General features: G+C 44.2%; 13 protein-coding genes. 11 read left to right on the forward strand and 2 right to left on the reverse strand.

The features are described from left to right. Window positions 1-5 precede the first annotated feature (5 nt). The 10 genes from ACL6C3_RS06075 (at window position 6) to ACL6C3_RS06120 (ending at window position 13,685) form a co-directional block, all read left to right on the forward strand. A complete protein-coding gene (locus tag ACL6C3_RS06075) occupies window positions 6-1,043 on the forward strand; it encodes a DUF1822 family protein (protein WP_413166214.1) in 1,038 nt (345 codons plus the stop codon). Further along, a complete protein-coding gene (locus tag ACL6C3_RS06080) occupies window positions 1,009-5,646 on the forward strand; it encodes a CHAT domain-containing protein (protein ID WP_413166215.1) in 4,638 nt (1,545 codons plus the stop codon). Before ACL6C3_RS06075 ends, ACL6C3_RS06080 begins: the two co-directional genes overlap by 35 nt. A gap of 192 nt (window positions 5,647-5,838) precedes the next feature. Continuing rightward, the gene (locus ACL6C3_RS06085) at window positions 5,839-8,364 is read left to right on the forward strand and encodes a dynamin family protein (RefSeq protein WP_413166216.1); all 2,526 of its coding nucleotides are present in this window, start codon (window positions 5,839-5,841) and stop codon (window positions 8,362-8,364) included. 435 nt (window positions 8,365-8,799) lie between these two features. Further along, window positions 8,800-9,192, forward strand: a complete 393-nt coding sequence (locus ACL6C3_RS06090; protein ID WP_413166217.1) for a KGK domain-containing protein — start codon at window positions 8,800-8,802, stop codon at window positions 9,190-9,192. 198 nt (window positions 9,193-9,390) lie between these two features. Next, entirely contained in the window at window positions 9,391-9,639 is a 249-nt protein-coding gene (locus tag ACL6C3_RS06095) for an HNH endonuclease (RefSeq protein ID WP_413166218.1), read from the forward strand. A 79-nt stretch (window positions 9,640-9,718) separates the two neighbouring features. Then, complete coding sequence (locus ACL6C3_RS06100) at window positions 9,719-9,931, forward strand: hypothetical protein (RefSeq protein ID WP_413166219.1); 213 nt, start codon at window positions 9,719-9,721, stop codon at window positions 9,929-9,931. A gap of 50 nt (window positions 9,932-9,981) precedes the next feature. Continuing rightward, window positions 9,982-10,239: a cytotoxic translational repressor of toxin-antitoxin stability system gene (locus ACL6C3_RS06105; protein ID WP_413166220.1), complete on the forward strand. Its 258-nt coding sequence runs from the start codon at window positions 9,982-9,984 to the stop codon at window positions 10,237-10,239. 280 nt (window positions 10,240-10,519) lie between these two features. Next, window positions 10,520-12,109 (forward strand): glucose-6-phosphate isomerase, encoded by a 1,590-nt coding sequence (locus ACL6C3_RS06110; protein ID WP_413166221.1) that lies wholly within the window; start codon window positions 10,520-10,522, stop codon window positions 12,107-12,109. Window positions 12,110-12,328: 219 nt separating this feature from the next. After that, the gene (locus tag ACL6C3_RS06115) at window positions 12,329-12,997 is read left to right on the forward strand and encodes a response regulator transcription factor (protein ID WP_413166222.1); all 669 of its coding nucleotides are present in this window, start codon (window positions 12,329-12,331) and stop codon (window positions 12,995-12,997) included. 481 nt (window positions 12,998-13,478) lie between these two features. Further along, window positions 13,479-13,685: a hypothetical protein gene (locus ACL6C3_RS06120; RefSeq protein ID WP_413166223.1), complete on the forward strand. Its 207-nt coding sequence runs from the start codon at window positions 13,479-13,481 to the stop codon at window positions 13,683-13,685. 44 nt (window positions 13,686-13,729) lie between these two features. Here ACL6C3_RS06120 and ACL6C3_RS06125 read toward each other — a convergent pair whose 3' ends face one another. Both ACL6C3_RS06125 and ACL6C3_RS06130 read right to left on the reverse strand, forming a co-directional pair. Then, a complete protein-coding gene (locus ACL6C3_RS06125; RefSeq protein WP_413166224.1) occupies window positions 13,730-15,094 on the reverse strand; it encodes a response regulator in 1,365 nt (454 codons plus the stop codon). A gap of 213 nt (window positions 15,095-15,307) precedes the next feature. Beyond that, entirely contained in the window at window positions 15,308-17,497 is a 2,190-nt protein-coding gene (locus tag ACL6C3_RS06130; protein ID WP_413166225.1) for an ATP-binding protein, read from the reverse strand. A 499-nt stretch (window positions 17,498-17,996) separates the two neighbouring features. Between ACL6C3_RS06130 and ACL6C3_RS06135 the strand changes: the two genes are divergently transcribed. Continuing rightward, window positions 17,997-18,602, forward strand: a complete 606-nt coding sequence (locus ACL6C3_RS06135; protein WP_413166226.1) for a superoxide dismutase — start codon at window positions 17,997-17,999, stop codon at window positions 18,600-18,602. Window positions 18,603-18,655 lie beyond the last annotated feature (53 nt).

Raw genomic sequence — 18,655 nt, forward strand, 5'->3', positions numbered from 1 at the left:
TTGTCATGCTTGAAAATCAAAATGCTACAAAAGATTTCCGATTCACATTATCAGAAGCAATCCTGCTGGAAGCCGAAGACTTTGAACGGGCGATGGCTGTTAGTAATCCTGTAATTGAGGAAGACAAACAATGGCAAACTTACTTAAATGCTTTGGCATTGTTAGGTTTAGAACGCTGGTTTAATGAACGGTTATCTTCGGGACAAATTGATCAAAATCTCGATTCTAGCCGAGAAGAAATCGGCAGTTTTCAGTTTGGAAAATTCAAAATTGGTGTGATTGCGGTTGAACAGGTATTGGATGAAGCGGTTTCTTTCCCCCAAAATCTGTTCGTACAACCGGAACGTTTGGCGGATTTTTATGTGTTAGCTGAAGTGATGGAAGAAGAAGAAGAAATCATTTTCCAAGGGGCTATTTCACAACAAAAACTTTTAACGTTAACTCAGAATTGTCGTTATCGTTCATCGCAGACGGATTATTTAATTCCCTTAGACGAATTTGATATTGAACCCAATCACCTGCTATTTTACTGTAAATTTTTACAGTCGGAAATCATCACAACCTCCCCGGAAGTTGTTCCCGATTCTCAGGCAAATTTCCAACAAAATATCGCCAAAATTTCGGATTGGTTTAAAAATATCTTCGAGTCTGCTTGGCAACCGTTAGAAGCCTTAGTTTCTCCCGAACTTAGTTTGGCTTTTAATACCCGCTGTGTCTCCGAAGAAATTCGGCGGGGAAAACTAATTAACTTGGGGATGAAATTAAATCATCGGCGATTTATCATGTTGGTAACAGTCGCCGCAGAAGCCGAGGAAAAACGCCGGGTATTGGTGCAGCTTCACCCCACAGTAGAAGATGAATATTTGCCGCCCGGGGTGCAATTGACTTTACTCTCAAAAGAAGGTAAAATATACCAAGAAGTCACCTCCCGCAGCCGCGACAATTACATCCAACTCAATCCTTTTAAAGGAAAATCTGGAAAACAATTTAGTATAGAGGTCAGTTGGAATGATACCGGAATTAGAGAAGAATTTGAACTCTGAACTCAGCCGAGTCGTTGTGTTGTCGTTGGGGATGGGAAATTTACAAGTTGGTTTTCCGCGTGTTTGTGTCCAAATTCGTAATCAAGCCTCTTCTGTTTTAGCTCAATTCGTTGCCAGTTTACCGCCCGAACCCGCCTTAATTGAACTCTACCAAAGCTGGAAAATCGTTTATCAAAGTCTGTGTCAGCGTTACGCTTTGCTTTCCCTCAGCGATGAAGATGATGATGATTTTGAAATCGAACTCGGAGGAGTAACAAACGTTTCCCAAGTCAGTTTTGAAGACTTAAATCATCAATTTCAAACCCAACTGAATTCTTGGCTGAAATCCGACTCTTTTTCCCACCTCGAAAAACAGCTTCGTTCTCATCTAGACTTCACCCAAGAAATTCGAGTCATTCTTGAAACTCCCGACGAAATTTTACGACGCCTTCCCTGGCAAAATTGGGAATTTCTGCAAGATTATCCCCTCGCCGAACTCGCCCTCAGTCAACCCGAATATCGCATCCCTCAATCTTCCCAAGTCAAACCGACAAAAACCGCCGTTAGAATCTTAGCTGTTTTTGGAAATAGTCGGGGAATTGATTTAAGCACCGAGCGGAAAATGTTGCAAAATCTAAGCGATGCAGAACCGCAATTTTTAATCAATCCAAGCCGTCAAGAATTTGAAACCTATTTAGCCGATAGTCGGGGTTGGGATATCCTATTTTTTGCGGGTCACAGCCAAACCCAAAGCCAAACCGGACGCATTTATCTTAACGACCATCCCCGAGACAATAGCCTCACTTTAGAAGAACTTTCAACGGACTTGCAACAGGCGATTTTTAACGGTTTAAAACTGGCAATTTTCAATTCCTGCGACGGTTTGGGACTCGCCAAAGCCTTAGAACATTTGCATATTCCGACGGTAATTGTGATGCGCGAACCCGTCCCGAATTACGTCGCCCAGGAATTTTTAAGGCATTTTTTAGAAACCTTTGCCATTCAACGACTCTCTTTTTATCGCTCGGTTCAACAAGCCCGTTTTCAATTACAAACCCTCGAAGATGAATTTCCCGGCGCCTCCGGTTTACCGATTATCTGTCAAAATCCGTCTGTGGCGGCGCCAACCTGGTTAGAATTGGGGGGAAGTCCGCCCTGTCCTTACCGGGGTTTATTTGCCTTTAGCGAAGCAGATGCCGACTTCTTTTTTGGGCGAGAAACTTTTACTCAAACCTTAGTCAATGCCGTTCAAAATAATCCCTTAGTTGCGGTTGTTGGCGCCAGTGGAAGCGGAAAATCAAGCGTTGTCTTTGCGGGTTTGGTGCCTCAACTTCGCCAAGACAAAACTCAACAGTGGCAAATTATTTCCATTCGTCCGGGTTCAAATCCCATCGAAGCGTTATCGATTGCATTGATTCGGGAATTTGAGGAAAAATCCGCAGAAAATCCCCCGCAAAATGCACCCATTAACCCCCGTTTAGTCGAACTCGAATTGGCGATTGAACTCAAGCAAGATAAACACGCTTTAGCCGAAAGTCTCTATCGCTATCTACAAAACTTTCCCCCCCGACGAATTGCCCTAATTATCGATCAATTTGAAGAACTCTACACCCAAACGAACGAAGAAGAACGTCTGGCTTTTTTAGACGGATTATTAACGGCAATTAATCTCGTCCCCCGCTTTCATATCATTTTAACATTGCGGGCGGATTTTTACAGCCACGCTTTATCCTATCGACCCTTAAGTGACGCTTTGCAAGGTGCCGTTTATAACCTCGGTCCGATGAGTCGAGAAGAATTGCAAACCGCTATCGAAAAACCCGCCCAAAAAATGCAAGTTAACCTGCAACGGGGACTCACAGAAAAACTGATTGCAGCCACCTTAGAAGCCGGACGTTTACCCCTATTAGAATTTGCCCTCACCGAACTTTGGTCAAAACAACAACAAGGCTGGTTAACCCACCAAGTTTATGAAGAAATTGGAGGCGTAGAAAAAGCGCTCGCCCGCCACGCAGACGGGATATACGAAGAACTCAATCTCGCCGATAAAGAAAGAACCCAACGAGTGTTTTTACAGTTGGTTAAACCGGGAGACGGAACCGATTTTAGCCGTAGAATTGCCACTCAGGATGAAATTTATCCCGAAAATTGGGATATTGTTAGCCACCTCGCCTCCGCCCGTTTAGTCGTGACCAACTGCAACGAAAGTAGCGGAGAAAAAACCGTTGAAATCGTCCACGAAGCCCTAATTAAAAATTGGAAAAGACTCCAACAGTGGCTCAAAACCGACGGAGAATTTCGTTACTGGCAGGAACAATTACGTCACCTGTTTCATCAGTGGGAAAAAAGCGATTATGATGCCGGGGCGTTATTGCGAGGAAGACTGTTAGCGGATGCCGAATATTGGCGGGAAAAACACCCCCAAGAATTAAGTTCAAACGATAAATCTTTTATCGAAAAAAGTATTACTTTACGCGATAATGAAATTAAACAGAAAAAACGTCGCCGAAACCTTACTCTTTCCGGACTCAGTGGCGGTTTAGTAATAGCGGTCAGTTTGGCAACGGTTGCGGTCGGACAGTGGCAAAAAGCGCTCACCAATGAAATCACAGCCATTACTCAATCTTCCGAATCTTTATTTACCTCTAATAATCAATTAGATGCGCTGTTAGCCGCCCTACAAGCGGAGAACAAATTAAAACAATTAACCCGCTCAAATCCCGATCTCAAAAATCGAGTTGAACAGGTATTTCATCAAGTGCTTTATGGTATAATAGAATCGAACCGTTTGGTCGGACATCAAGATTGGGTTTGGCAAGTGGCGCTGAGTCCAGACGGTCAAACCATTGCTTCGGTAAGCTCCGATAAAACCATTAAATTGTGGAATCTTGACGGCAGTTTACGAAGAACAATTAACGCCCACGATAGCGACGTTTATGCTGTTGCTTTTAGCCCGGACGGTCAAACTATTGCTTCGGCGAGTCAAGATAAAACGGTAAAATTGTGGAATCTTGACGGCAGTTTAAGAACAACAATTAAAGCACATAATGCCGAAGTTTATGGGGTCGCTTTTAGCCCAAACGGTCAAATTATTGCTTCATCTAGCCGAGACAAAACGGTAAAATTGTGGAATCTGGATGGAACATTAATCACAACAATAAAAGGTCATCAAAAGCCGGTTCGCAGTGTCGCCTTTAGTCCCGACGGTCAAACCTTAGCATCCGCCAGCGAAGACAACACCCTGAAACTTTGGAACCTGAAAACCCCCCAAACCCCCGTTTTACAAACCACCCTCAACGGTCATAGGGGGGGCGTGTTTGGGGTCGCCTTCAGTCCCGACAGCCAGACGGTCGCCTCCGCGAGTTTGGACGGTACCGTGAAACTGTGGAACCGCGACGGAAGCTTGCAAAAAACCCTCACCGGGCATGATAATCAAGTGTATGCAGTGGCATTTAGTCCTGATGGTCAGACCATTGCTTCGACCAGCGCCGACCAAACCGTGAAACTGTGGAACCGCGAGGGAAGCTTGCAAAAAACCCTCAGCGGACATAATAATGAAGTCTGGAAGGTGGCATTTAGTCCCGATGGTCAAAAGTTAGTCTCGGCGAGCGGCGATAAAACCGTGCGACTTTGGCAGCTTCACAACAGCCTGTTAACGCCGTTGAAAGTCTCCGACGAAGAGGTTTGGGGGGTTGCTTTTAGTCCCGACGGTCAGACCGTTGCTTCGGCGAGTCGTGACAAAATCGTGAAACTCTGGAACCGAGACGACTCTTTACGTTCAACCCTGTCCGGTCATACGGCTGAGGTGAGCGGGGTGGCGTTTAGTCCCGACGGTCAAACCATTGCTTCGGCGAGTTGGGATAGAACCATTAAACTCTGGAATGGGGATGGAACCCTGCGCCAAACTCTGACCGACCACAAAGATTTAGTTTACGCCGTTGCTTTCGGTCCCGAGGGTTTGATGGCTTCGGCGAGTTCCGATAAAACGGTGAAACTCTGGAAACTCCAACCCAACGGAAAGGCGACCGTCTTAAAAACCCTTGACGGTTTTAACAGTCAGGTTTGGGATGTGGCGTTTAGTCCCGATGGCCAGACTCTAGCCGCAGGGAGTCGGGATGGAACCGTTAAAATTTGGAATCATCAAGGGGTGTTGTTGGCAACCGTCCAAGACCATCAGGGAGGCGTGAAAAGCCTGGCGTTTAGCGCCGATGGTCAAATCTTGGCGAGCGCCAGCCAAGACAAAACCGTGAAACTCTGGAATCTTGACGGCAGTTTAAGAACCACAATCAAACATGATGTGGAAGTTTGGGGGGTGGCGTTTAGTCCTGAGGGTTTGATCGCGTCTGCAACTCAGGATGGAACGGTTCAACTCTGGAGCGTTCAAGGGGTTTTGCTTTCCACCCTGAAGACTCACAGCGACCCGGTTCGCAAAGTTGCTTTTAGTTCCAATGGGTTAACATTGGCGTCGGCGAGTGACGATCATACTGTTGTTCTTTGGAATATACCACAAGTTTTGGATCGAGATCAACTGTTACGTCAAGGTTGTGCTTGGGTGAAAAATTATCTTCAGCATAATCCTGACTTAAGTGCAAGCGATCGCGAAGTTTGTGATTCAATTCAATAAAAACAAGACAACTCAGTAAAATCTAGCACGTTCTAAGTTTTCTTGAGTGTTTAGGAATACATCAGAAAACCCGGAAAACTCGGTTTTCACGATCGCGATCTGGGGGTAACAATGTTATATAGATTACTTCTCCCCGCCAAACTCACACGGAGAGAACAGTCGCTCATATTAACACACCAGGAGCTTGCGATCGTGAATCAGTTTATCCCCCAGTCCCAAAATTTGCAAGAACAGGTTGAAAGTATACTCCAACTGCTACACAGCGAACCCACACTGCGACAGCAGGACGTTAGCGGGGTACGCGGCGCCCTCGATAAAGTGATTTCTCCCACCTTTGAAATTGTTTTTGCGGGTGCTTTTAGTGCGGGAAAATCGATGTTAATTAACGCATTGTTGGGGCGAAAATTGCTTTACAGCGCCCAAGGACACGCCACCGGAACTGAATGTTATATTCGTTATGCAGAACAAGATCAAGAACGAGTTGTATTAACATTTTTGAGTGAAGTTGAAATTCGCGAACAGGTAAAAACCTTATGCGAATTGTTAGGTTTACCGTTAGTTGGAAATATTAATCAGCCGGAAACGGTCAAACATTTACAACAGCAAGCCCAAGCAATTTTAGAAATAGAAGGGGGCGAAGCGCGTTCGGAACGAGCCAAACAAGCCAAAGCATTAGAGTTACTATTAGAAGGATTTGAAGCCAACCGAGAGCGCATTCATACCCTGAATAATGCAACTTATTCGATGGAACAGTTTCACGCTAAAAACATCGAAGAAGCGGCGCAATATGCACGTCGAAGTAAAAACAGTGCGGTTCTCAAACGAATTGAATATTACTGTTATCATTCTTTGTTAAAAGATGGCAACGTAATTATTGACACGCCCGGAATTGATGCGCCCGTTAAAAAAGACGCTCAAATTGCTTACGATAAAATTGAAAACCCCGAAACTTCTGCGGTTGTATTTGTGTTGCGAACCGCTTCAACGGGAGAATTAGCAACAGAAGAAACCGAACTTCTCGAAAAAATGCAAGCCAGCGCCGCCATTCGCGATCGCGTGTTTTACGTGTTCAACTATATCGATGCAACTTGGTTTGACGACCAGTTAAAATCTCGGTTAGATTATCATATAAAAACCCAATTTCGCGATACAACTCGGGTTTACAAAACGAGCGGTTTACTCGGATTTTATAGCAACTTAGTTCAACACCGAACCTACCAGTCGGATCGTTGGGGATTAGATTCGATTTTCGCCGAGAATGTACAAAGCGAAAATGGAGTTGAAAATACACCCCAGTTTGTGAATGAATTTAACCGTTATTGTTTAGTTTCGGGACGTTTACCGTCCAGTAAGTTTCCGATACCAACTCAGGTTTTAGTTGCAGATCGTCCCAACGAAAAATATACCGCAATTCTCAATTCTTTGGGAAATTCGGTTCTCGAACATTTGATTAAAGATAGCGGTGTTGAAGAATTTCGCGACGCAATGACCCGATATTTAATGGAAGAAAAACGCCCACAGTTGTTTGAAGTGTTGGCGCATGATTTGCAGCCATTTTGTATTAGTTTGCGGGAATCTTATCTGAAAGCTTGGCGGGATTTAGACAGCCAACCTCGGGAGGTAAACGCCCTAAAAGAATACCAATTACGACAACTAAATACAGAACTAAAAGAAATTGGCGATGAATTTTGTAAACACATCGAAAAAGAGTTAAATTTGGTCGTTGCGAGCGATGAAAATCAATCTTTTGAGGAGGATTTTAAAAAGCTTCAGCGACGGATGATAGGTCGCTTAGATGTGTTAATTAGAAGCTTCTCTGTGGGTGAGACTCATAAACGCGCCCAAGCCAGCCACAAACGCAATGCTGTAGTCCCCATTATGGGAATTTTAGCCGAGGCTTTCTATTACTTAGCCAATGAGTTAGAAGCGGTTTTAGTCGAGGCGTCTAAGGAGTTGATGGATAATTTATTTTATCAACTTTCGGAACGGGTTCGTCAGTCGGATTATTACAGCAAATTGTATCGTTTGTTGGGGAATGATAGCGGTGTTGAACAGAATTTAGAACGCTGGTGTGAACTGGCGAAACAGGCGTTAGTTAATGAGTCTAAAACCGAATGCGATCGCTATATTCGAGAACGTCCTGAATTTTATTCTGAAGGTACGGTTTCGGTGTTTCAATTGCGTCAAGTTTTGCAAGAAGCTTGTCGGGGTTATGACTATGAAAGTATGGTCAAAGCTGAACCGGCTATTCGTCAATTGTTGAAGATTGATTTTGACCCAAAAATTGGGGAAACGATTCTCAGAACTTATCGCCCAACGGTGAATAAAACCCTGATTCATCATTTGTTAGAACCGTCTCGCACCCTGGCTAATTATATTTTGCAACAGCATGACAAAGCTTGCGAACATTTGGCGAAAACGTTGGATAAAGAAGCCTCCGCACAGTTGGAAGCGAATGAGAAACAAAAGGTAGAATTGAAGCAAAAAATTGAGGCGTATAATCAAGCGGTGAAGGGGATTAATCAGTGTTTGGAAATGATGAAATTAGATCGCCAAACTTTACCGGATATTTCTGAGATGGATTTGTTTACTTCTCCTGTGGTGATTGAGGTGAGTCCGACTGAGAGTTTACAAGAAAAGTTCGCGGAAATTTCTGAGTCTGAAAATGGATTGGTTTCGTCTGAAAATAGATTGATTTCGATGGATTTTTCTAACTAAATTACCTCTCCCCCAACCTCTTTTCTACGAGATTAAAGAACCTCTCCCCCAACCTCTTTCCTACGAGATGAAAGAACCTCTCTCCCAACCCCTCTCCACCTCTCCCTACCCTCTCCTACGAGGAGAGGGAAATGGTGTCCCTATGGGACTATTATTTAATGGAGAGGGGAGTAATAAAAGAGGTAATTAATCGCCTCATAATAGGTATCAAATCCCCCCTTTTTAAGGGGGGCGAGGGGGGATCTTTAGGAGGTTGGTGGGGGTAAAATCAATCAATAGCCTCCTCCTTTCAGGGGTAACTTTGTGAAGGTAAACTTAATCAATAGCCTCCTCCTTCCTCCCTTTCTAAGGGAGGTGCCGCAGGCGGAGGGATTGGGGAGGTTGGTGGGGGTCAGAGCGTGATATATAATGTAAGAGTTTAGGAGATTGAGTCAAATGGAAGATAATATTACGTTACAAAACTGTAGTGAGAACGATGTTTTTTCCTTTCAGGAGGAAACTCATAAAGTTAACAGTTTTAAGAAAAAAATTATCACAGTTTTAACGAGACAGCTTTCTAATCAGTTTGTTGCCTGTTTAGTAAATACAGGAGTTAAAAAGGCTGAAATAAAACATTCTGATGAACTGCAATGTACGAATGGAGAGTGGTTTAATAAGGGTAAAGAATGTGAAATCTTGAAACCAGGTTCAACGGGATGGCAAAAGGGGAAAGTCAGGTTAAAAGTTATTGTTGAGTTCTGTCCCGATGAACCCGAACTTTCCGAACCCAAGTCACCGTTAGATAGTTTGCGCCAAAAGTTAATTGAAAGTCAAACGCTGGATAATTAATTCGATGAAAAGTAGGGGCGTATGGCATACGCCCCCAGTTGAGGAACGAAACCCAACAGTAGTAGGTTGGGTTGAGGAACGAAACCCAACAGGTTGGGTTGAGGAACGAAACCCAACAGCCTATGATGAGATGGCGTGATAAGTTTTTGTTGGGTTTCACTGTGTTCAACCCAACCTACAGATCAGAGTAAAAAACAGATGAACAAAAAAACACCGAGAATTATGATTCCCCAACCCGTTAGAAAATATGTGTTTGAACGGGATAATTATTGTTGTCAAAGCTGTAAAAAAACTAATTTAGAAGCAGAATTAACCATCGATCATATAATTCCCTTAGCCAAAGGAGGAAGTAACGACATCAGCAATTTACAAACCCTATGTCGAAGTTGTAACCTGAAAAAAAGACATTATTTAGATCCCCGTTTCAAACGACGTTACACTGACTAACCCCAGTTTCAGACAATTGTGCAGTATAAAAGTTAGGATAGTCTTGTACACTATCGACTTGCGTATTGGACAATAAAAAATGAGATCGCGTCGCCAACAACTGCACAATTTAGTTGACCAAATGCCAAAAGATGAGTTAGAACGGGCTTGGGAACTTTTGACCAAGTTGTATTATGATGTTTATATGCTCAAAGCCATTCAATATGCTCAAAGAACCTTAAAACCCGGAGACTCTTTCACAACCGAGGAAGCGATGCGGGTGCTGTCAAATGATTATCTGATGAAACTTTGAGTAATAATCAAGATCCGGCTTATAATAATATGTGCGATTGCTAAATTTCTGTGAATCTTGACGTGCGGTATGCTCGCTCTTTCTTGAGAGACTTAATCAGTTTAGACCCTCCAGTTTATAAACGGGTGTATGATTTTGTCTTTGTTCAATTCCAGCAACTCGATAATTTATACGACTTACCCGAACTGCATCCGTTGGACTCCAGCCGGATTTTTTATCGCTTTACTCTCGATGAATATTTTATTGGGATTGAGGTAACAGGTCAAATTATTAAATTTATCCGTATTTTACCGAAACCCGAAATCTAATTGTGCTATAAAATCAGAAATTCAACCCTCTTTCAGTCTGACTTGTTACGGGGTCGGGGTTCGAGATGAACGAGCCAGACAATCTATAGATTTGGTAAATGAGACACCTTCTGTTTGCGAGACTAATGGTAAATTAAGGGCTGTTGTGAGAGTAGGCTCGCTCTAGCTGACCACAACTCAATTGAACGGGGAAGATAAGGCGCTGTGGTCCGGCTTTCCTCGTCAACGGCAGTTTGAGCGAATTCTGCATTAGCTTTTGTAATTAGCGGAAGACGATACTATGGATGCGATCGCACTTTGGCAACGCTACCAAGATTGGTTATACTATCACGAAGGCTTGGGGTTATACCTCGATGTCAGTCGCGTGCGCTTCGATGAGGCCTTCTATGAGTCGATGAAACCCAAGTTTGACAAAGCGTTCAAAGACGTGGAAGCTTTAGAAGGAGGAGCGATCGCCAACCCGGATGAAAACCGCATGGTTGGTCACTACTGGCTCAGAGATCCGGAAATTGCCCCGACTCCCGAAATTAAGCAAGAAATCATTGGTACCCTCGAACAAATTGAAGCCTTTGTCAAAAAGGTTCACAGCGGAGAAATTAAACCGCCAGGAGCGCCCAAATTTACCGACTTACTCTCCATCGGGATCGGTGGCTCCGCCCTCGGGCCGCAATTTGTCTCCCAAGCCTTGGCCGGAAACTCCCCGCCTCTGAAAATTCATTTTATCGACAATACCGATCCCGATGGCATCGATCGCGTATTGAACGAGTTGAAAGATAGACTCGGTAGCACCCTAACCCTGGTGATCTCCAAGTCCGGGGGAACTCCCGAACCCTATAACGGGATGAGAGAAGCCAAACACGCCTACGAAACCCAAGGGTTAGATTTTAGCAAACACGCGATCGCCACGACCGGAGTCGGCAGCAAACTCGACCAACAGGCCAAGTCCGAAGGCTGGATCGAGACGTTCCCGATGGCGGACTGGGTGGGGGGACGCACTTCCGAACTTTCGGCGGTAGGTTTGTTACCGGCGGCGCTGCAAGGAATTGATATTCGCGCCATGCTGGAAGGGGCGAAAGTCATGGATGCGGCGACCCGCAAACCCGACATGAAAACCAACCCCTCGGCGTTATTAGCCCTGAGTTGGTACTACGTGGGCAACGGTAAGGGCGAAAAAGACATGGTTGTACTGCCCTACAAAGACAGTTTACAGGTGTTGAGCCGCTACCTCCAACAGTTGGTGATGGAGTCATTGGGGAAAGAAAAAGACCTCGATGGCAATATCGTTAACCAGGGGATCGCGGTTTACGGAAACAAGGGTTCAACCGATCAACACGCCTACGTCCAACAGTTGCGGGATGGGGTGCCGAACTTTTTTGTCACCTTTATTGAAGTGTTGCAAGATCGCCTCGGCCCGTCCCCGGAGGTTGAACCCAATGTCACCGCCGGAGACTATCTCTCGGGCTTTTTGCAAGGGACTCGCCAAGCCCTCTATGAAAATCAGCGAGATTCGATTACAATTACAATCCCAGAGGTGACTCCTCGCAGTGTGGGGGCGTTAATTGCGCTGTACGAACGGGCCGTCAGTTTCTACGGGTTCCTGGTGAATATTAATGCCTACCATCAACCTGGAGTCGAAGCCGGCAAAAAAGCCGCCGCCGCCGTGTTAAACTTGCAGCAACAATTGCTGAACGTGTTAAAAGCAGAAAGTGGTGGGTTGTCTTTGGAGGCTTTGGTTGACAAAGCCGGAGCCAATGATGAAATCGAAAAAGCCTACAAGATTCTCCGACATCTAGCCGCCAACGATCGCGGTATAGTTATAGAAGGAAATCTGGGTGAACCTGCGAGTTTAACCGTCAGCTACAAGGCTTAAGTTCGGTCTCGGAAAATCTGAATACTGAGTGAGGAGCGGGGGAAATTAACCCCCTCACTCCCGTTGAAAATTGGAATTGAGCTTAAGACAAGGTATAATTGATAAGCTGAATCAATTTAAGTGATAAGAGTTGCTTTTTTTTCTGCTCTCAAAAAAAGCCGAATTTCAAACGAGCAACGCTGACTCATCTTTCCTGTTGGCATTTTCAGTCCCCGTCCTATGCCCCTAACAATATTGGTTGTAGATGACGACTTCGGGACTCGTCTCTCAATTAGTGATTATCTCGAAATTTCAGGTTATACTGTGATTTCTGCGGAGAACGGTCAGGAGGCGCTTGAGTTGGTAGACAAACACAAGCCTCACCTGATCGTCACCGATATTGCCATGCCTGAGATGGACGGTTATGATCTGGTCAAACGTATTCGTTCCCGTCCGGCTTTTCGTTTACTTCCTGTCATTTTTTTAAGCGCTCACACCGGCATTTCCGAACGCATTCGGGGCTATCAATTGGGCTGCGATAATTATTTACCTAAACCCTTTGAATTGGATGAATTGGGAGTGGTAATTCGGGCTTTATTGGAGCGATCGCAGTTGATCGAGTCGGAGTTGCGATCCCGAGTCAGCGAGTCCGCGATGGTGGCTAATGGAGTCTCCTCAAATTCATCCGAGTCGAAAGCTGTTTCTTCTGTTCAAATTAATTTGACCGAGCGAGAACAGCAGGTATTAGACTTATTAACCGAAGGATTCTCCAACGTACAAATTGGCGAATATTTGCATTTAAGCCCGAGAACAATTGAAAAATATGTCAGCAGTTTGTTAAGAAAAACAGACAGCAATAACCGTGCAGAATTGGTTCGGTTTGCCATGAAAAATCACTTGATTGATTAAAAAAAACAATCATGCAGACGTCCCGTCGGGGGCGTATCTGCCTAAATCTATCTTACCCAAAAATAAGTTACATAAACCCACTTTTTTCAGTCACCTCCTCACCCGTTATTATAGGGGCGGGTTTTAACAGTCACTCATTACCTGGGTTTGTAGGGGCGGGTTCTACAATATCTTTAATGACTACTCCAAAATTTAGATAAACCCGCCCTTCCCAGAAAGTAGACTGTAAGAGGGGGCGGGTTTATATCGGTTGAGGGTGGGACATGATCAATTTATTGAGAACCCGCCCCTACACCTGACACCGGGGCGGGTTTATATCAGTCATTTTTAGGAACACATACATCCTGACGGAACCCGCCCCTACAGGTGACACCCGAGTTGAAATCTTGAAATTCTGTTTAAAAACGGGGTTGAGGTGGATTTTCTGGTAAAATTTAAAATAGTGTTATTTAAACATTTACAGTCAAGAATTTGTCCGATTATGGTAGAACCCAAAAACGAAAAATTAACTCATGCTCTCAATCTACTGATTGAAGAACATGGCATTAAAACCGTGATTCAAGGATTGGCTTCTCATTGCCAAAAAGAAGCGGAATTTCTCAAAAAAGATCGCAGTACCGACTTAGCCAAAAATTGGGAAAAAGCCGGAGAGTCTTTACAGGATATAATGGATTCTTGGGGAACTTAACCCTTTGTTTTCAATGGATAGAATTCCCACTGAAATCAACACAGTTAACCGTGTATTTTAAGTTGGTCTTGACAGCGTTCAACATAGCGTTCTGCTACAATATCGGTGGGATCTCGTTCAATTACCCGCTTAAAATAGAGTAAAGCTTGACTAAATTCTCCACTTTGCCAAGCTTCTACTCCCTTTTCAAATAAACTCAACGTTTCAATTTTATAAGTATCGATGAGATAGTTTTCATTGCCAAATAACTCATAAATTTTAATCGCTTGTTGCTTTCCGCGAGGATTAACTTGATCCAGCCGTCGATAATAGAAAGAATTGCGGGTTTTTGGGAGTTGATCGAGCAGTTTTTCATCGGCTAACAAATTAGAATTTAAAAGCTGATGTGCATGAAAAATAGTGGCTTGACTCGCAATAATTTTGCAGCCATAGGTTTTCGTTAATCCCTCCAAACGGGAAGCGGTATTAACAACATCACCAATAACAGTTGAGTCCATGCGACTTTCTGAACCCAACGTTCCGATCATCCCGGTTCCGGTATTAATTCCAATCCCAATTTTAATCGGTTCTTTAATCTTAAAATTATGGCGTTGTTGGTTAAATGTTTTAAGACTTTTTTGCATGAAAACAGCCGAATTTAAAGCATCTTTTCCGTGACAATTTTCCCGGTCAAAAACCGCCATAATTGCATCACCAAGATACTTATCAATAAAGCCAAAATTTGACTCAATACAAGCGCTCATTTGATTAAAAAATACATTTAACCATTTATAAGTTTCGCTGGCGGTTTGAGACTCAGCAATAGTTGTAAATCCTCGAATATCACAAAATAAAACCGTTAATTCTTCTTCGGTGAAATTGCCCAGTTTAATCGAATCAACCCCTTGAGGTGCAATTCGTTCTAAAAATTGTTCGGGAACAAATAACCGTAACTTGTCCGAAGCATCTTCCTCTATTTGTATGGCAACTGAACCGTTATTATCCTCAGAGAGCGCTTGACTATCGGCTTCAAACCTTTGAGTTCGCATTTTATGAAGTTGCAAGGTACTCGAAACTTTAGCCAACAACAAACGACTATTAAAAGGTTTGGTAATATAATCATCCCCCATTAATTCCAGCCCTTTGATGCGGGACTGATCGTCATTTAATGCCGTTAAAAAAATCACCGGAATAATTTTCAGTTGATCATCATTTCGCAGGCGATCGCAAACTTCAAACCCATCCATTTCCGGCATCATTACATCCAATAAAACCAAATCTGGCTCGGTATGTTTTGCCAGTTCTAGTGCTTCTATTCCCGAAGCGGCCAAACAGATTTGATAACCTTGCGATCCCAAGAGTTCTTCTAGTAAAATAAGATTGGCCGGTTCATCATCAACAATGAGAATGTGAGGTGAGCGCTCTGACATGGGGTTAGTAAATAATTCACAGATAGCAAGACAATTAGGAAGAATCAGGTAAAAATAAGTTTTTCCCTAAACATCCTTTCTTTTTAACTTTAGTCTTGACCGGATTGAATCGTCTATCTCATTCTTGATGTTCTGATGACCATCAAAAAAGATACTGTGTTGGATGCCCCTGAAAGTTTTATAAAACTGTAAAAAAGCTTGTCACCTGAATATTTAGTTTGAGAGTAGAGATTTAACCGTTGCTAAGACCTGATCCACATCCAAAGGTTTACTCAGATAAGCCACAGCACCCGCTTCCAGACAGCGCGCGCGATCGCCAGGCATAGCCATCGCCGTAACCGCCACCACCGGGACCGACTGCCAAAGGGAATGTTTTTTAATTTCACGCATCAGTTCAAACCCATCAACCTCGGGAAGTTGAATATCCATCAAGATCACATCAGGCAACATACTCGCCCGTACAAAAGGCGAGTTAATCATCTCCATCATCGTCTGACCTTCACAAATCAGTTCAACCTGATACCCTTCCAACTCCAAGATCTCCGAAACCAACAATTGATTAAAAGGTTGGTCTTCAACCACCAGAATTCTAGGAGCCTTCCGAGCATGGGAAGTTAAACTCGCAGAAGCCAGATCCGATGATGTTTTCAAAGTAACACGAAGCTCGTTAGGATTATGGGTTAAAACCTGTCGCATCTCGGTTAAAGGAAGCCAAACGCGAAACACACTCCCCTGATTAACCTCCGACTGCATAGAAACCGTACCCCCATGAAGTTCAGCCAAACGTTTGGTCAAAGCCAAACCCAAACCCGTTCCCTCATGGCGTCGGGTCAGAGAAGCGTCAACCTGTTGAAAGGGACGAAATAGCAGATGCCAGCGATCCTCAGGAATACCAATTCCAGAATCCTGCACTTCCAGACATAAAAAAGGCGTGCTGGCATTAACGGGGGAACAATCGGGACGATAATCCCCCTCCATCTGAGATCCGTAAGCCAAGCGTCCACTCAGCTTAATACTGCCTGCCTCTGGTGTAAACTTGACCGCATTAGAGAGTAAATTGATGATGATTTGTCGCACCCGACGTTCATCGAGCGGCACATGGTTTAGTCGGTAATCTAATTCTAACGATAAAGCCAGCCGTTTTTTATCTGCCCGAGGTTGGATCATTTTTATACACTCGCTACAGAGGCGGTGAAGTTCAACCGCTTGGATATCGAGTTCTGTTTTCCCCGCTTCAATTTTGGATAAATCTAAAATATCGTTGATCAGTTGTAACAGGTGTTGGCCGCTTTTTTCGATTAATTTGACATGATTGATTTGACGGGAATTGAGTGAGCCGGAAATTTGACGTTTCAGCAGGTCAGAAAATCCTAAAATGCTGTTGAGAGGCGTCCGCAGTTCGTGGGACATGGAGGCGAGAAACTCCGATTTCATCTGAGAAGCCCGTTCTAGGTCTTCGTTGATTTGCCGTAGGCGGTCTTGGGCTTGAGCGCGTTCAATGGCGGCTCCCAGGGTGCGACAGGCCGCATAGAGCATATCCCGTTGAGGATAGGCTTGCAGTTGTTCGAGGTTGCGAGATTCGAGGGTTAATACCCCGATGATTCCTCCGTTGGTCGCCGGAATCGGAAAAATCCCCAACTGACCAATCCCCGGATGTCGAAATCCGGCTACGGCTTGGGGATGGCGGGCGTAGTCTTCGACGTAGACCGCTTGACCGGTTTCGACCACTTCCCAGAGCAAGCCTTGACCGTAGGGAATGCCTTGCTCGAGTAATTGCTGCATTTCCGCAACGGCCGGTTCTCCGTAGCTGGCAACGAATTGACTGGATACATTGTTGCTAATTGAGCCAGCCTGTCGTTGTTTGCCTTCTCCGGTGATCACTTTGACATCTCCGAAGGCGGCATTCATCACTCGGACCAGATAATTGAGCGCAAACTGAGCAATTTCTCGCAGGTTGTCGGAGTCTTGTAAGCGTTCGTTTAGACCCAGAAGGAATTTTAAGCGCCGAACTTCGGTGTTAAAACTGGCTTGGGAGTTGCGGTAATAGGTGACATCTCGAAAGGTGAATAAACATTCCCCGCTCGGCATGGCGGTGCTGTAAACTTCTAAACAGACTCCGTTGTTTTGTTCGATGCAAAATGCCGTTCCTTGAGATTGAGATTTGAGCAAACAGGCTTTTAGGTATTGGCACTGTTCCTCACCCCAATAGCCTTGATTGACAATTTTTCTAACAACACTCTCAAAATCCGGCTTCCCCTCTAAGAATTCCGTCGATAAGCCCCACATCTGGGTGAGTTTCAGGTTGAATAAGCTCAGACGATGATTTTGATCGAATTGGGCGATCGCATTGTCTATCTGGTTTAATATGAGTTCTTGTTCTTCCCTCCATTGCTCTACATTCATGTTTAGTTTGCCCTTGTTGTTGACTATGATTATTCTTTTGACCGTTAAAACTTTAAGAAACTCAGCAAATTTTAAAAACTCTTTATTAATTTTTACAAAAAGTTATGTTGATTGGGCATGAGACAGATCAAGTCCAAAACGTGATCCCGGACACCGGTTGAGGCTTGGCCTCACCAACGCTTTTGGGATCGATTGGAGTGATTTCTGTCTGTCGGTAGAGGTTCAAGCGAGTGACACTCGGTATTATAACCAAGGTTTTAGTAGACTGAGTTGATTGAAATTTGGCGATCCCCAGTCCATTGAGTCCGGGTGGGTCAAACTCAACAGAAAAGTTGGGAGTTAGATACCATTTGTTATAAGATCGAATTAATGTAAAGATTTATGTAGAGCAAATGAGGAACTCGTCGCTATTCCATTCGGGAGGGTGCGAGTAATGGTAGGCTCATAGCGTATCAAAGTCAACTCAGATCTACAGTCGTTCACGAGAGGATTGAACACGATGGCTTTTGAACTTCCAGAATTACCTTATCCCGCAGATGCCTTAGAATCGTCCGGGATGTCCGAGAAAACCTTCTCATACCATCATGGCAAACACCACGCCGCTTATGTTAACAAGCTCAATGGCATGATTGAGGGAACAGAGTTAGCCAACAAGTCCCTCGAAGAAATCGTCAAAGCGACAGCCAAAGATCCAAGCAAAGCGGGTATTTTCAATAATGCGGCTCAAGTTTGGAACCACACCTTCTTCTGGAAGTGTCTGTCACCCAATGGAGGCGGAAAGCCCTCGGGTGCTTTAGCCGAAAAAATCAATGCTGATTTCGGCAGCTATGACAAGTTTGCAGAAGAGTTTAAAAATGCAGCAGCTACCCAGTTTGGTAGCGGTTGGGCGTGGTTAGTCCTAGAAAATGGCACACTCAAAGTTAAAAAGACAGCCAATGCAGAAAATCCCATCGTTGAGGGAGCCGCTCCTTTGCTGACTTTGGATGTGTGGGAACACGCTTACTATCTCGACTTCCAGAATGCTCGTCCGGGTTACATTGATAACTTCTTAGAGAAGTTGGTTAACTGGGATTTTGTGGCGGAAAACTTAGCCAGCGCTCAATAATTCCAATCAGCGATTATAAGTTTTAGCAGTTTGCTGAAATCGAAATTAAGTTA

The sequence above is a fragment of the Capilliphycus salinus ALCB114379 genome (genome assembly GCF_047276495.1).
Lineage (GTDB): Bacteria > Cyanobacteriota > Cyanobacteriia > Cyanobacteriales > Microcoleaceae > Capilliphycus > Capilliphycus salinus.